The organism is Arthrobacter sp. WCS2018Hpa-7, from assembly GCF_031843805.1.
GTDB lineage: Bacteria > Actinomycetota > Actinomycetes > Actinomycetales > Micrococcaceae > Arthrobacter.
Genome location: NZ_JAVTJB010000020.1, coordinates 20,258 through 35,202, shown reverse-complemented (window position 1 = coordinate 35,202; position 14,945 = coordinate 20,258). Strand labels below are relative to the sequence as shown.

The 14,945-nt window shown below is 57.6% G+C and carries 13 protein-coding genes; 7 read left to right on the top strand and 6 right to left on the bottom strand.

Annotated features, from left to right (window positions below; genetic code table 11):
- Positions 1 to 123: 123 nt before the first annotated feature.
- Together RQH14_RS18315 and RQH14_RS18310 are read left to right on the top strand one after the other, a co-directional pair.
- Positions 124 to 969, top strand: coding sequence for a hypothetical protein (locus RQH14_RS18315; protein ID WP_311214562.1), 846 nt, complete (start codon positions 124 to 126; stop codon positions 967 to 969).
- A 293-nt stretch (positions 970 to 1,262) separates the two neighbouring features.
- A complete protein-coding gene (locus RQH14_RS18310; protein WP_311214561.1) occupies positions 1,263 to 1,625 on the top strand; it encodes a hypothetical protein in 363 nt (120 codons plus the stop codon).
- Positions 1,626 to 1,893: 268 nt separating this feature from the next.
- Here RQH14_RS18310 and RQH14_RS18305 read toward each other — a convergent pair whose 3' ends face one another.
- Positions 1,894 to 2,724 carry a protein NO VEIN domain-containing protein gene (locus RQH14_RS18305; protein WP_311214560.1) on the bottom strand — a complete coding sequence of 277 codons (831 nt, stop codon included), beginning with the start codon at positions 2,722 to 2,724 and terminating at the stop codon, positions 1,894 to 1,896.
- A gap of 327 nt (positions 2,725 to 3,051) precedes the next feature.
- Here RQH14_RS18305 and RQH14_RS18300 point away from each other — a divergent pair, with 327 nt between their 5' ends.
- The 3 genes from RQH14_RS18300 to RQH14_RS18290 all read left to right on the top strand — a co-directional run bounded on the left by RQH14_RS18300 (position 3,052) and on the right by RQH14_RS18290 (position 6,182).
- Positions 3,052 to 4,080 (top strand): hypothetical protein, encoded by a 1,029-nt coding sequence (locus tag RQH14_RS18300; RefSeq protein WP_311214559.1) that lies wholly within the window; start codon positions 3,052 to 3,054, stop codon positions 4,078 to 4,080.
- A 131-nt stretch (positions 4,081 to 4,211) separates the two neighbouring features.
- Complete coding sequence (locus tag RQH14_RS18295) at positions 4,212 to 5,018, top strand: hypothetical protein (RefSeq protein ID WP_311214558.1); 807 nt, start codon at positions 4,212 to 4,214, stop codon at positions 5,016 to 5,018.
- 447 nt (positions 5,019 to 5,465) lie between these two features.
- Positions 5,466 to 6,182 (top strand): hypothetical protein, encoded by a 717-nt coding sequence (locus RQH14_RS18290; RefSeq protein ID WP_311214557.1) that lies wholly within the window; start codon positions 5,466 to 5,468, stop codon positions 6,180 to 6,182.
- On the opposite strand, the gene RQH14_RS18285 is transcribed toward RQH14_RS18290, so the two are convergent.
- The 5 genes from RQH14_RS18285 to RQH14_RS18265 all read right to left on the bottom strand — a co-directional run bounded on the left by RQH14_RS18285 (position 6,179) and on the right by RQH14_RS18265 (position 13,500).
- Positions 6,179 to 7,999 carry a hypothetical protein gene (locus RQH14_RS18285; RefSeq protein ID WP_311214556.1) on the bottom strand — a complete coding sequence of 607 codons (1,821 nt, stop codon included), beginning with the start codon at positions 7,997 to 7,999 and terminating at the stop codon, positions 6,179 to 6,181. The genes RQH14_RS18290 and RQH14_RS18285 overlap by 4 nt on opposite strands.
- A 360-nt stretch (positions 8,000 to 8,359) precedes the next feature.
- The gene (locus RQH14_RS18280; protein WP_311214555.1) at positions 8,360 to 8,707 is read right to left on the bottom strand and encodes a TnpV protein; all 348 of its coding nucleotides are present in this window, start codon (positions 8,705 to 8,707) and stop codon (positions 8,360 to 8,362) included.
- 573 nt (positions 8,708 to 9,280) lie between these two features.
- Entirely contained in the window at positions 9,281 to 10,051 is a 771-nt protein-coding gene (locus RQH14_RS18275; RefSeq protein ID WP_193594585.1) for a ParA family protein, read from the bottom strand.
- 1,179 nt (positions 10,052 to 11,230) lie between these two features.
- Positions 11,231 to 13,138: a MarR family transcriptional regulator gene (locus RQH14_RS18270; protein WP_396136328.1), complete on the bottom strand. Its 1,908-nt coding sequence runs from the start codon at positions 13,136 to 13,138 to the stop codon at positions 11,231 to 11,233.
- A 128-nt stretch (positions 13,139 to 13,266) separates the two neighbouring features.
- A complete protein-coding gene (locus tag RQH14_RS18265) occupies positions 13,267 to 13,500 on the bottom strand; it encodes a hypothetical protein (RefSeq protein ID WP_018779737.1) in 234 nt (77 codons plus the stop codon).
- Positions 13,501 to 14,048: 548 nt separating this feature from the next.
- On the opposite strand from RQH14_RS18265, the gene RQH14_RS18260 reads away from it, so the two are divergent.
- Both RQH14_RS18260 and RQH14_RS18255 read left to right on the top strand, forming a co-directional pair.
- Positions 14,049 to 14,498 (top strand): hypothetical protein, encoded by a 450-nt coding sequence (locus RQH14_RS18260; RefSeq protein ID WP_280628121.1) that lies wholly within the window; start codon positions 14,049 to 14,051, stop codon positions 14,496 to 14,498.
- Positions 14,495 to 14,941: a hypothetical protein gene (locus RQH14_RS18255; RefSeq protein WP_311214553.1), complete on the top strand. Its 447-nt coding sequence runs from the start codon at positions 14,495 to 14,497 to the stop codon at positions 14,939 to 14,941. The genes RQH14_RS18260 and RQH14_RS18255 overlap by 4 nt, the downstream gene beginning before the upstream one ends.
- Positions 14,942 to 14,945: the final 4 nt, after the last annotated feature.

Here is a 14,945-nt window from a genome sequence, read left to right as displayed (position 1 = left end):
GCCACGCCTCCTGGAAGCTGCGGGAAGGACGCGTTCATCAGGCGTTGCATCTTCTCCAGCCGCGAGTGGACTTCCGGGCAGTTCCATTCGCCTGAGGACAGTCCTTGATGGTTGGATCGAGTCGTGAAGCTATCGTCGTTCGAATCCGAGTATGCAGATTCAGCCCTGCCGACCTTTCAGGGCACCCCAGCCGGGCATGACGAGGTGAGAATCAGCTCGGATGCGGAGACTCCATGGACGCAGATGTCCGCTCTTTTGGGGTCGACAGTGATCCAAGCCGTCCAAAGCTTCTACCTGGCAAAACGGTCCAGGCAGTACTTTAGTGATCTGCCGGACAACGACGACCGCGTTGGTCAGGCGATGGAGCACATAAACAACCGGTTGATGCGGCTGGCGGTGCTCGACATCGCCGCTCTCAACGACGGCGGACTAGCAGGCAAGGACCCCGAGAACACTCGGGTGGCGTCACTGCCCACAGCCCACCGACGTATGAAGAAACATTTGAAAAGCGCTAAGGCGTCCTCTGCCGAGGTGGATCAGCTAAGCAAGCTGCAATCTGACATCAACTGTGATCTTTTCACGCCGTTGTTGTACGTCCGCCACCTCCGCAACAAATGGGCAGGGCACCCGTCTCTGGATCGTCGGTTCGATGCCTGGGCAGGTGCCGACAAGACACTGTCGGTTGCTGCGGTGGAGGCAGCCTTGGCTCGGCTGGTCAACAATGCCCGCGATACTGCATTGTTCGCCTCCTCAGCTCCTGCTCTGCAGGACTTCCGCCAGCCTCCAGCGGTAGCGAATCCCGACGGTTCTAGGCCCATGGAGGTTGATCTGAGTAACGTCATAGTCTGGGCCGGGCTCATGCGGGATTCCGCCGGTGACCAGGTTCGTGCCCTCCGTGCTCAGATCACAGGCGAGACCATGCTTGAGCGATTCGCCCACACGGAGGCTTACCGAGGTGAGCAGTATTAGGACTTGCGTAGTTCAGCGTCGCTAGCCGAATGCTCCACAGTCATGTGACGGAAAGATAAGGATTTTGCTCCGGATCCACTTCCGAGCAGCTGGAGAACGGCTGCCTAGTCGACTTCTCCCTTATCGCGCCTAAAAGCCGTCCCGTCCCACAGACTGCCGTTATTGACGCTCAAAGGTCGTCGGCCTTGGATAGGACTATGCAGCCGGTTCAGAGAGGGCACCAAAGGACGGAAGCGGATGCTTGCCGCCGGTACATGCCGAATGGCGCAATTTGGTTCGACACTCGGGCCCTTGTGCTTACTGACGCGATCACACCGGATCTGAACCCGGAGATCGTTGCGCAGCAGGAGGAAAACCGGCGCCAAGTTCGAATCGGACCTATTCACGAGTTCGGGAATGCTGAACATGAACGCAAGATCGCTGACTTCGGTGGTTTGGGTGCAGCGCCCTGGTCGGTCATTGATCGCCACAACCTGTTCATGCAACAGATCCGCGATGCGTTCGCATTAGGTGCCTACTACCCCTCGCTGGTAGGCGCGTGTGCTCTTGGAGAGAGGTTACTGAACGAGCTCGTCATCCGCTTGCGAGATTGTTACAGCGAACATCCCGCGACGGGAATGTGGCGTGGTGAAGGATTCCCTTGCGGGCGTCGGTGAGGCTAATCTCCATTGTCTCGAAAACCCTCTCCCCCGACCTTGCTGAGACACTTCACGGCGAGACGAATAAGCGAGACCCTCAGGCTCTCGGAATTCTCCACCGCTTGGCCAGCCGGCCGCCACCCAGAACTGCCTCAAGAAGCATTAGGTATATGAGACACCTCGGGGCAACGAACCTTTGCCCTGTCAGTTGAGACCGGACTGGTCGTCAGTGATACGACCCCACGGATGACGCCGCGCCATTACATGCGAGGTCCCTCGCAAGCTTTTAGCCTTCGCTGGCAGGAAGCGTCCAATCAAAGTCTCGGGACCGGAGTGCGTCATCGTCTGGATCGAAAGCAAGGATCCTGAAAGCCCCTGCCTCGGGATCCACTACTCCGTTAACCAATCTCATGCCCGACCAAACTCCCATGATGCAGATGCCCGGATGTTGGCGGGCGTTCGCGACTTCATTGCGGGTCACGATGACGGACTCACCTCTGCTCTGAGTGCCTTTTGCTTCTAGGTAAAGCATCTCCGAGCCCTTTACGGCAACTGCGTCATAGGGGCGATTGTGCCGAGTGTCCGTCACATTCCAGCCGTCGTCTCGGTAGTGACGCATCAGCCGGTCCTGTGCAGCATTCTCAATCGCTTTCCTCAGGTCCGAGTCCATCTGCCGGCCTTGCCCTGAAGCGCCCGGCACATCCAATGAACTTTCACCCGAGGTGCCGTCGATGGTCGCAGTTATGACAGGATCCGGATCATATGAAACCGGGTTCCTACGGTAGGTAACCTCTTCACCGATAAGGACATCATGAATTGGATTCCCTGGGAGCAGCACGCGGCCTTTCAGTGCCTTCTTCGATGTTCCTGTGCGATTGTCAACCACGATCTCGTGATCCGGCCCGTGAAGTTCTGCAACGAGGATGATCCGTCCTTGATAGTTCAAAGCCGCCCAACGTTCATCCGCGATGCGCTTGTCGTTGAGAATCCATACCCCTCGGTTGTGGTCCCAAAGCTCTTCGGAAGTTGCCTGGGCATCGTAGCCCCACCATCCACGTGGGAGCTGATCGTCGCTGTCAGCGGTCTGTCGGTCAATGAGCCTGATGTTTAGAACCATGCAACGAGTATCACCGACTGACAGCGTGGAGGTGGCTTGTCGGCACAGCTGGTTTCAACCCTTGAGCCGGAAGAGGCGGTATACACGGCTGACTGAGGTCACAAACGCTGCCTGAAGCCTTTTGACCAACTTTGATTTCGGTCTTGAGTTCCGAGGTACCCGATGGCCCTATCCTGCTAGGGTCCTGATTCCGGGCAGCTGCGGCTCAATAACGGTCGTTTTTGACGCCTACTGATCGGCGTGCCGACTGCACGAAAACGACGCCCGAATCGGATCCTCTGTCTCCAAGGGACGGGCGAAAGTTCATAGGCCATTTATGATCACTCGGTGATGTCCTCCGAATTCCTTACCTGTTACTCCCAGGTTCCATTGCTCCAGTCAGTGATGCGATGCGATCCGTTCACTGTGGTTGTCAGATCCCAAGAGCAGGATTCCTGGGATCCAAGCACCTTGCTTGCCGCTCTCAGCCAAGCCTCCGCCGTTCTGGTCGCCATCATCGGCGGCTTCCTTGTAAGCCGCCTTGTCGCTATCTCTAGCGAACGAGAAGGCATCCGGCGGCTGGCAGAAGCAGCTGCAGGCCGCATCGATCACGTCGAGTCCGAACTTAATGACGCCCGCCAGACTCGATTAGATAGGGCCGAGCGCTACTTCTACAAAGAAGCAGTAGACAAATTCCTTGAAGATCCGGCCCTGGACTTGGACGCTTTGATTCACGAACTCGTAACACGGGGAACAGAAGAAGAAGAGTTGAGGCCGTATGCGGTTTCACTGCGCGAACGAACAGCAGATGCTTTGAAGAGCATCAAAGGGAAGCTCAAGCCAGGTGACACCACGAGCCTAGAGCTTGATCACCTCGTCAACCGCGGCCTGAAGGTTGAGGACCCAGACGTTGATCTGTACGAACAGGCCTTTCAGCATCAACGAGCCAAATTACCCGCTCCCCCGGCTATCAACATGTTCCAATACGGAAGCCCCTATGACTTGTCAAGGCTCACGGCAGCCATAAAGCCCGCTTGGATATATGAAATGGACGCGCGCCGTATGGACGAAGAAATTCGGGCTGAATCGGACTTGAGAACGCAGCTGAGGGCCGCGACCGCAGAACGTGACCGTTTGAAAGATGAAATGATCCGTGTTGGTAAACCAGCCGGAGTAGCCGCTGCTATGTGGATGTTAGGCCTCCTGTCGCTGGGAATCCTTGTCCCTGTAGTCATGATGGCCTTTGAGCCGAAGGACTTGGACATCTGGTCCAAGGGTGGGCTGCTCGCCAGCTTCTTTATGGGGCTGGCAGCGATCCTTTGGTATGTGGGTTGGTTCTGGCGAAAAGTTGGCACCGATGCGCTCAGACCTCAGTAGGCAATGCTCAATTTGCTCGCCTGTAAAAGTGTTTTGCGGCGTGAACTGCTGTTGGCCGTAGACTCCCGCCCTAGGGCTTACTCAACCAAACGGTCCCTATTGAGCTCATCGATACTCTAGTGTGGCCAACGATGGATGATAAGCAGATACAAGACATCGCCGACAAGGTCATTGATGCCCTGCAGCACCTAGGTCCCTCCGAGCCGTCGGGCTGGTCGATCGTGGCGTCACTGGCACCCGTCGCAGCTCTGGTTGCAGCAGGCCTAGTGACATGGATTGGGTGGCGTAACCTCAAGCACCAGCAACGGGCCTTGAAAGTTGCCGTAAGAAGCGATGCCAGGAACCTGAGGCAGAAACGCGATGCCGACGCCCGCAGTGAATGGTGGAAGCGCACTCAGTGGGCGCTGGAAGCCGCTGCCTCAGACGATCCGCGAATGTATTCGTACGGCACTGGAGGTCTGACTCTATTGGCCCAAAGTGACCTGGCTGGCCCCAAGGACAAAGCGCTCCTGGATGCGGTGTGGGAGGGCACCGATAGCGAGATGCAGGATGCCGGTATCGAGCACCTGATCAAGACCGCCAGTGAGCAGGAAGATCTTTCGTACGAAGAGCTTTTGTCGCTGATGAGCTTTGGTCCATCTGATGTTGAAGCTCTCGAGCGACTGAAGGAGCAGGCCAAGAATTTATCCGTCGAGGACATGGAGAAGATTCTTGAGTCTTACGTCGCAGCAACAGATGCTCAGGACTATGCCGTCAATGCCGGCGACGAGGCAGAACCTCCAGAGTCAGTATCTTGGTTCCGCCGACTCCTGGGTAGGTACAGAAAGTCCTCGTCAACCACTCACGTAGACGACTCAGCAACTTCGCACAATAATGTGAAGTACAGCAAGGAGGAAGAAGATGCCCATCACTCGGAGGGTGTACAACCCGAAGCGTAAAGACGAGGTGTTTGATGTATTGCGCCGCGAAATCCTAGCCGCTCGGTTGAAAGTGACTCTTGACGAGCAGTTGCACCGCGAGACCTCCACGATTGTGAAGCAACTGGCTGGCATGAAACTGCCGCCAACCGTCGTAACGAACCCAGAAAACGGAAACGTCCGGCAGCACCGGTCATAACCTTTCTGAGAGGCTCAGGGAAAGAATCACTGCGGTCCTCCTTGAAGGTGAGCTTGGGATCAATTCGAATAGAAAACCGACGTGGTCATACCTTCCGGCGTCACGCCGGCAGGTATAAGTGCAACTTCGATGGCGTTTGCTCATTTGAGAACAGGGTCCGTCAGGAGATGCACGAAGCGGAGTCACGACGTCGAGGCGTTGTCCCGGTTTCATCGTCATCGACCATCACCGACAGCTACAACTCGCCTTGGCCCATATAGGCTTTGCTGGTGCCATCAGTTAGACGCCAGAAAGAGCTTTCGCTCAAACCCCATATCAAACGCTTTCTATGGGTGCTATGCCTCCCTTTGCTCATTCCCCTCGGCGCGGTAACCCCCTTCGTTGAGCAGAGTCACTTGTTCGCGGACGACGGATGGTGGCAGTCGCTAACTTGGCAGCAACAAGCGGAGCTTGCGTTCCTCGGTTCCGCGGCCTGGGTCGGCGGAGCAACTGCGGTTGCCGCCATACTGTCCTTCTTTTCTACGCGCTGGCGTCAAAAGGTCTGGGTTCCTCTTGGAAAGTTTCTCCGAGCCATAGTTAGTTTGGCCGGCCTGGTGCTAATTAGCTCCGACCACCTCGACCGGCTGCTGGACCAACGGGAACGGGCCAAGGCAATGGGCCAAGACGACGCTTCCCCGCCGAAGGGAACGATCAGTGGCGTGGCCGGGCAGGTGAACTACGGGAAGATTAGTACCCATCAGAACATGTCTGATCCTTCCCTGATGGTGGTGTGGAGAAGCACCGGCCTGCCTTTGGGGAGGCTCGTCCCCGTCCGGGGAGACACGTGGGAGGTTCAATACGGTCATGTTGAAGGCAGCTATCAACCTCGATTCGTTCAAGATGAGCTGCTGGGTCGGGTCGCCGCGCCATGGGAAGGTGTTGAAAAGTTGCGACAGCGGGACCTTCAGGAGAGTCTTGACGTGCACTCCGGAACAAACCAGTACTAGGAACGTCGAATAAACAACTTGGAGACCAAAGCCGCCTGCGCCTGTTGCAGGAGAGCTGGCGGCTCGTCCCAGTACTCAATAAGACGATCCGCGGCGAAGGTCAAATACATGGAGGTCACGCGATAGCTGTCTCGGCTATCTGCATCTGGAAATAGCAGCCTTGTGCCGTCGTGTCTAAGGTAAAGCCTCCCGGTAGACCAGCCCGCATGACTGAACGCAGTTTCGCGGACGAACTCCTGGTGGGTTTCGGCGTCGATCCAAACGGCACCGAGGCGTGCTTCCACTTCGTCCATGCGCAGCGGTTCTGGAATGGCCTCGGTGAGGGCCTGGACGTTGGCGTTGAACCGTTCGTCAGTGAGCGAGGCGGCTTGGGCGATGTCCAGCTTTTCGCGGACATTTCCGGAGAGATATTCCGCCCGCGTTTGGAAAGTTTCGTCCGGGCCGGGAACTTGGTAAATGCTCTCCCCCAGGGCCGCACGCGTTTCTTCAGGGCTGATGCCCAACAGTGACGCGGCGTAGTCCAGGTCAACTTCACCGACGGTATCGAGGGTGACGGTGAGGGCTTCCTCGGCGGTGTCGACGCCGAGTACGGGGCGGCGGGGCTGGACCTGGCGGCTGGCCAGCAGCGCATCCGGTGTGGCGGTCTGCGTGGCTTCGTCAAAGTTCTCGAATGCCTTGACCAAGGGCCCGAACGGGTCACGGCCAAGGATGGAGACCGCCCGAGGTGTGGTGCGGGCCTGGATGGGTTCCTGAGTCTCTTCATCCACCCGTCCGGTGTTGCGGAGCGTGAAGCGATTGATCGGGCCGTAGGTGTCCACGTACTGGCTGTAAGCGGCTTTCAGTTCGTCGCGCAGCGTGTCGATGTAGGCGGTGTCGTCGCGGCTGTCGGCTTCTGCGGTGAGGAGCTTCCGGCCGGCATCCCTGAGTCCCAGAAGGGTGCGGAGTTCGGCGGCTTGGGTTTTGGGAACGGCGAGTTCGGTGTGGGAGCCGTTTTCGACAACGGTGAAGCCGTTGTCGGTGGCGCTGATGTGGCCTTCCCATTCCGTGGCTGCTGCCGGGACGTAGGCTGCGCGTTGGCGTTCCTGCTCTTCGGTGCGTTCGGTGATGAACAGTCCTGCGGACTTGGCCTCGGCCACGACGTCGGCCAGCGCTGCTTCCAGGCGGTCCGGGACGGCAGAGAGATCGTCAGTGGTCAGTTGCAGGGTTTCGGCCCCGTACATGCCGTGGGCCACGTGCAGCTCCCCCAGCAGACGCTCGGGATACTCATCGAAGTACGAGTCCAGGCGGGTGATGGTCCCGTCAATCCTGCGTGCGCTGACGGTTTCCCAGAGTGTGGAGGCCGGTTCCTGTCCGGGTTCCCTGCGGCGGAAGATCAGCAGGTCGGTCATGGCGTCCGTGCCGGCTGCTTTGCGGTGCGATCCGGTGGGCAGGCGGACCGCCCCCACGAGGTCGGCCAGTTGGTTCATTTCCCTGCGTGCTGCCGGGTTCGTAGCGTCCAGGGTGAAGCTTGATGTCAGCACGGCCACCATGCCGCCCGGGCGGGTCAGTTCCAGGGACCTGAGGATGAAGTGGTTGTGGATCGAGTGACCGCCGGCGTTGTGGCGGGGATCGTGCAAGGTGACGTTGGCGAAGGGCACGTTGCCAATGGCGAGGTCGAAATGGCCTGTGGGCAGTTTGGTGTCCGCGAAGGACCCTGCCCGGACAGTGGCCTCTGGGTAGAGGGCTTGGGAGATGGCTGCGGTGGTCGGGTCCAGCTCGACGCCGGTCATTTCGGCGTTCTCGGGGGCGGGATCCCGGTTCCAGGACGGTGCCGCCATCGAAGCCGAGTTCCTGCACGGCCTCCCACATGGCCTTCACGTAGGCGGCGTCGGTGTAGTGGGCGTTGATCGTGGTGCGGCGCGCTGCGTCGTACTGGGCCTCGGTCAGGAAGCTGCGCAAGTGTTCGCGGTCCCCTGCGTATTCCTCGCGGGTGTCATCAAAGATTTGGAAGACGCCCTGCGCTCCCCAACTCCCCCACCGTGCCAGCGCCGTCTTTTCAGTCTCTGTGGCTGGCCGGTTCTCGGCCTGCAGCGTTTGAAGCACCTCGAGGGCTTCAAGGTTCGCCCTGATGCGACTCCGCGCACCGGACGGCGCCAGGTCATCCTGGGAGACGGGCCTGAAGCTGGTCCGTGTCCTGCTTAGAGCTGTCGGCGCAGTTCCTCCGCTTCGGCTTTCCAGTCCAGGTATTCCTTGATGCTGGGGTTCTCGTACTCGTCCTCCTCGTCCTCCGTCTCCGGGGGCGACAGCAGTTCGTACCGGACGATCTCCTCGGCTTGGTTCCGGGCCGCGTTCAACCGGCCCAACTTCTCCAGAAACCCCTCCCCTTTCGGGTCCGGGCCCGCGATCTTGATCTGCAGCTCGTCCACTTGTTCCTGAGCCTGCTCCCCCAGATCCGTGAAGAACTCGTCCGGGTTCTGAATCTGGCTGTAGCGAGTTGGGCTCGCTGTCTTCCAGCCTTCCTGTGCCTGCCTGCCGTACTTGTTCATCACGGTGCTCCTCCGGTGCCGCCCACAGAGCCTCAAAGCTCAGCTGGCCATCAATCTGCTTTTTGCGTCCCGCCATGGACTACTCCCCCTGGTGCCTCTTCTGCATCGAAGCTCACGCTAGCGGGGATTCCCATACATTGCCTGTCACAGGGAACCTTTGCTCGGTTGCGCTCAGATTGCCAGCGGAAGACTTCAACTCAGCCCTAGCAAGAATAATTATGTCCAGATAGATTTATTAGCGACGAAGCCTCTCTCGCAAGGCTTCGTCAAGCAGATCCGTAATAGTGATTCCGTACTTCGTCGAATAGGCGTCCAATTCGTCTCGAAGACTAATCTCTATCTTCGATGAGAAGGGTTCCATCCGGCGCTTACCTCTCGGCCGTCCAGGGCCAGGACGCCTTGGTTCGAGATCAGTGTGGGCCGACTCCGTCTGGATGTTTCCTTGCCCAACGGTGGCCTGAGAGGCCTCCCCCTGTTCCACTGTTACGGTTCGTTTCTCCGCAGAAGTCAGGACATCCACAACGTCGGCGACTGGTGCTTTGCGAATCGACGATTTGCGCTCCAAGGCCATGATTAGTTCACCCCATCCAGGTAGCGCGCATGCGCAACAAATTTTTCAGTCATGATCGCGGCGCCCCGGCCGGCGAGCTTCGTGAGCGGCGAGCGTGTACTGACGGAGTCCTGCATCGCCGTTCGGAGAGGAAGATGTGGCTCTCTTACGTCGGTGCCGTAGGTGCTCTCTAGCTCTCCGATTTGGAAGGAGTGTTCGGACGTGAGGGGTGAACTCGTCTTATTGATGATGATGCCCAGGAATTCCAGCTGGGGATTCAAGTGCGGAAGCGACCTGACCTTCTTCACCGTGTCGAGGAACTCCGTCACGCCCTTCACAGAGAAGGCCGCTGGTTCAGTGACGGCAAGTACACGGTCAGCCCAAATGAGTCCATTCAACGTCAGTCGCCCAAGGGCTGGTGGAAGATCTATGAGGATGTGGTCGTATTGTTGAAGCTCGTCAGCTCCGTACGCTGCAGTCTTGAGTCGCATCTCGGGCGTTAGCAGAGCTTCCGACTCAAGTCTCGCCAGGGACTCAGAACTCGGGATCAGATCAATGCCCGGCCATGTGCTTTGAGTGATGGCCTGCCCGAGGGTCCCAGCCTCTCCCCCGTACAGCACATCGAAGACGTCAAACTCCCCAGCCCCTTCAAGGGCTTCCGTTACATTGGATTGAGGATCGAGATCGATGACCAGCACGCGCTTTCCAATTAGACGCAGGCCGGTAGCCAAGCCGAGTGTCACTGACGTCTTGCCCACACCGCCCTTGCGGTTACCTATAGCCGTAACTTTCATACCGGTCCTCCGAGACGCGCCGGGTATTGACGGAGATCCATCAATACATCAGTCATTCAATCCAGCCATCAATCTATCAAGCAATCAATACATCCCGCAATCCATCAATACATCCAACAATCTTTCTGTCATGAAATAATTATTTAATGCTTGCCATGGGTTTGCCCAGCGGCCCAAGACCCGAGGGGGGTCGTGAGGCTGGAGAGAGTCTGCACCAAACTCCCGGGCGAGTGAGCAGTTCAACCCCATCAAGACAGAAAGCCCCCGGATCTGGACCCCATGCCGGACTCCTGCGGGCTCAGAACAGGGGGAGTTAATGACGATTGATGACAGAGAATCAATATGTATCAATCTATCTTTCTGTCATGACATAATTATTTAATTTTAGCGCGAAAACTACTTGTGGGTTCCTAGGTGGCATCTCAAGGTCACGAGGCCTCAGTCCCCCAGTTCCTGAGCGAGCAAACAGCAGCACGACATAATCCAGCACAAGCCAACTAGCGCCTGCAACCAGTAGAGTGGGGGATCGTCAACAAAACCTGACAGATAGGACGCCGCATGGAATGGGATCTAGGAGACGGATTCCACTGCGGACGACTTGGGGTCCTTCTGAATGATGGTCGGCTGGGATCCAGCCACCAACATGACGGGACGATCAGCGTCCAAGGAATCACTGGACAACACAAACGAGACCCGCAAAGGCCAGGCTATGAGCTGGTGATGGAAAGTGCAGCTGCAGGTTGGCAAGGTAGCTGCGAATGCGGCTGGACTGGTAGACAGTGGCAGCGCGTCCTTGGGGCAGGCAATACCGACATGGCGAGATACCGAGCAAAAGCACTGATTGGATCACCAGCTATACCGCCCTTGTCGGTAGAAGAATCGATCTTGAGCGAATGGCAGAAACATGTACAGGCTTGGGCACTGCAAATGGCGGCTCGCAGTTATGACCGGGCAGCTGCCCGTCTGGACGAGGCTGTCAACGCTGGACGAGACTCTGGTCTGACATGGGCCGATATAGGCGCAGAAACCGGAATGTCACGCCAAGCAGCGCATCAACGATGGAATCGATCTAGCTAATTCTCCTCAGATGGAGCTACACGACCCTTACAAACCAATGGCGTTCTGCTTGCGCTTGCTAACGATCTCGTAGTCTGAGGCCTGTGATCGTCCCGCTCCGGGTCACATCGCTGTGGTGAACGCCATATCAGCGAGGGTCCATTCGTCAGGTGGTCCTTCATAGGCTTCCCAGGGGTAATCTTCAGTGGGGGAGAGAAGTTCCGCTACCGTATTCACATTTCTCGAAAGCCACTCCCGCCATATGACCCGCTCGATGCGGTACCTCTGTAGCTGGCCGGCCACAGACTCGAGCACTCCAAAGTATTCAGCAAGTTCGTGGAGGGACGTCGAAGCGATGACTGTCCAGGATCTTCCACCATTCCTTGACACCATGTTCCAGGCGGCCAGGGTCTCAAGACTTTCGCTCACGGCGGTCCTGGACAGCTTTGTCTGACCCACCAACTCCGTGGTGGTCAAACCGGGGGAGCGTTCCAGTGCTTCATAAACAAACGCTGCAGGCAGGCCCAGTTCCCTGAAGACGGGTCTGAGCGCATGGATCTTTCCCTTTCGCCAGGGCAGGTCTTCGGCGCCTGGCCGAAGACCTTCAGGAATCGTCAACATGTATAGATCGCCCTTTGTCCCTCGCCCTCGCTCAACCAAGGTCACCAGAGGATCCTTTTCAGAGCGCAACGCTCTCAGGTGGGAGCCTACGGTTGTGTGGTCCAGACCTGTCGCGACAGCGATTGACCGATCACCGAACTCAACGAAGCGAGAAGCCGTCATGTGAGCGGCTGCTCCCAGAGCTCTTAGAACCACGCGCCGGGCCAAGCCGGTGCGCGAGCTAGCGTAAGCAGGCTCTCTTAGTCGAAGTGCGTTTTCCCAAGTCCGCAGGTAGCGGTGCTCGCTGGTGGCATCTGGGGTTGGTGCGGTTCCTAGTGGGGGCTGTGTATTTGGCTGGCTTGTGGGGGATCTACGTGCATTGTTATTCCTTGTCTCGTTAATCTGGTTTTTTTGTAGGTAAGTGATCGCGTTTTTCCAGTCTCGCTTCAGGGAGGGAAGCCTGTGGCTGGATCGGTAGCGGGCATAGAAGGATGCGAGTCCGGGCCAAACGCCCTGGAGGACTCGCCGTTCTACATCGATGAGTTTCATGCCTGCTGCGGCCGCCGCAGTCAGGACTGCCTGACGTGCTTCTGAATCTGAGGCGTACCGGTTCGCGTCGTACAGACCTGATAGCGCCATCTGCTGCATCGGCCTGGACATCCGCCCGGCCATTTGTGGTAATTCATAAGCTTCGTTGTCTGCCGACAGTGGCTGCTCGAGTCTCAGCCTTCGTACGCCGGCGATTTCGTCCTTTAGGTCTGCGCGAATTGTTGCCCATACTTGTTCCTTGTTTGGGCGTCTCGCAATGTCGTAGGCCGTGCTGAGGCTCATGGCGAGTTCCTGGTAGCCGCCACGCTTGTGCGGTGACCCTGGGGTCCTCATGCAACCGTGAAGCATGTTCTGGTGCGGGGTCTTGTCCAATGTGCGGTATCGGGTGCCTAATGCCTCGACAACATCTCGTGCTTCAGAAAAGGCAATCCGTTTTTCCAGTGGGATGTATACGTGCCGTCCGCCATTGGGCGAGCGATCTTCAATCCACCGAGCCCCACAGCTGTGCAGCCACGTTTGAAGTGATTTCACATCGGCTTCGACCCAGTCGATGCCTGCAATCGACGAGTCGAAGTCAAGGAAGATAGCCGAGCAGCTCCCGTCTTTGCCGAAGATCCGGACGGCCGCAGGAAAAGTGGGGAGGGTCTCAGTCAGAGCGCGTTCATGCTTCTGGGGATAAGTCTTTCCCCCGTCCCGGGAGAGGCGGATGCGGGGTTGACCTGCGAGAAGAGGTGTCAACGCAGCCCACGCCTGAGCGGCGTTGGAGGTCTGGGATGGCTCCTGAGACACGCCAGTAGCGTCGGCTGCTGGCAGCACGGGAGCGTGCTGTTGTACGATGATTTTGTTCCTGTTCAGGGAATGACGAAGGGCCGATCCTGCCAGATCGGTTTGTTACACAAATGAAGGCCTGTTAAGGACTTCCATACGATTTACGATCTGTCTGCCGGCAAGCTATCCGGATCGTGAATCTTCAGCTTCGAAGGCCCGCTAATGGCGGGCCTTCCTTGTATCTACGAGGCCATACGGATCGGGAGTTCATCCTGCTGAGTGAACTGACCCAGCAAAGCCAAATCTTCGCGCAAGGACCGGTCGACTGCAGAGGCAACATAGTCGGTGACAGTCATGCCTTTAGCGGCGGCGATCATGTGAACGTCCTCCGCAGTCTTGGCCGGTGTGCGGAAGCCAATGTATTTGCGGAGGCCCTTGCTGGGCCGACCGCCTCCACGATTGATTACTGCGCTCATTGTCAGGTCCTTTGAATCTCGCACAACCAGGGGTTGTAGCTGGTTCATCGTTGGTGCCACGTGCAGTCGATTGAATTTCTGTTTACAGCTATCGACTGAATCGAACCTAGCACCGCGCCGAGTCTGATCGGGGGATTTGTTTACAGAAAACGGCCCTGCGTGTCGCCGCCCACTGCTTATGAAGCTGATTGGCCGGCTTCAGCCTTGCTGCGCGTGAAGGTGCGGTCCGTCTATTCACGCACATAGGCTCGGCGGCCGTCTCTTGAATTCAAGCACGCCATCCTTTCGTTCCAACGACAAGCGTCCGCCGAAACCCGGTTTTCAGTGAACCTGTAGGTTCCCGTACGGGTTCCGGCGGCATCAACTTGAATCCCCCAAGAAATCAAGTATGAGACAGCCTACAGACATGCTTCGCACATGCACAACTCAGTTATTACTCGTGGCCTATACGCTATGAATGACATCAGGTAAAGTTTTGTGTCGGCTGTCCGCCTGCTCTACAGCGGTCGCATCACAAGCAGCTGACCTTTGGCTGAAGGAGCTTAGAGATGGCAAATGGGGGTCGTAGCGTGTTCCTTACGCAACAGCAGAAGAAGGAGCGCCTGGCAGATCGCATGGGCATCCTGGTGGATATCTGGGAGTCCGACAACAACGCGGCGCTTACGTACAATCACGTGGAGGAAGCACTTTCTGCCAACGGGATCCATCTGTCGCGGACACGGTGGTCATATTTGATCAATGGCAGTGGCAGCCTGGTGACCGATCAGGAACTTCTGAAGGGAATCGCAGAGTTCGTTTTTGCCGTTCCGGCCAGCTACCTCGTTGATCTCAACAGTGAGACTCCTCCCGAGGTGGAAGCGCGGATGGAGTTCCTTGTGCAGATGCGCAAGCTCAAGGTGAAGAACTTCGCCGCGAGAAACTTGGGCGCGACGTCGCCGGAAACCCTGCGGATGATCACCAGGATTATCGACTCGTCGATGAACGGTGAGGATGAATGACTCTCCCACCTGTACAGGACAAGGTTCGGGAGCTGTGCGGTGACGGCACGACGTCGATGAAGGAAGTCGTCGAACGCCTGACCATGATTTGCGAGAAGCCGATCAATCTGATCGAGTACAACGAGTCCTGGGGTTCCCTGACGGCATTCAAGGCCGAATTTGAAGATCGCATCAACGTCTATTTCCCCCCGCAGAAGTCCCAGCAGTACAAGCTCCACTGCATCTATCACGAGCTCGGGCACATCTACCTGGAGAGCCTTCCGGTAGCCCTTGCCCTGCCGGATCTCTCTGGAGAGATGCTGAGGGAAACCGCGGACGCCATTAGCATCACCTGCCGGTCGGTTCCGAATCACCCCGTCGAGCGGTGGGTGGAGGATTTCGCGTTCGAGATGTCCAAGAAGACGCGTTCACGCAGCTCGTCCGATCTTGATCCCTTCCTCTGATAAA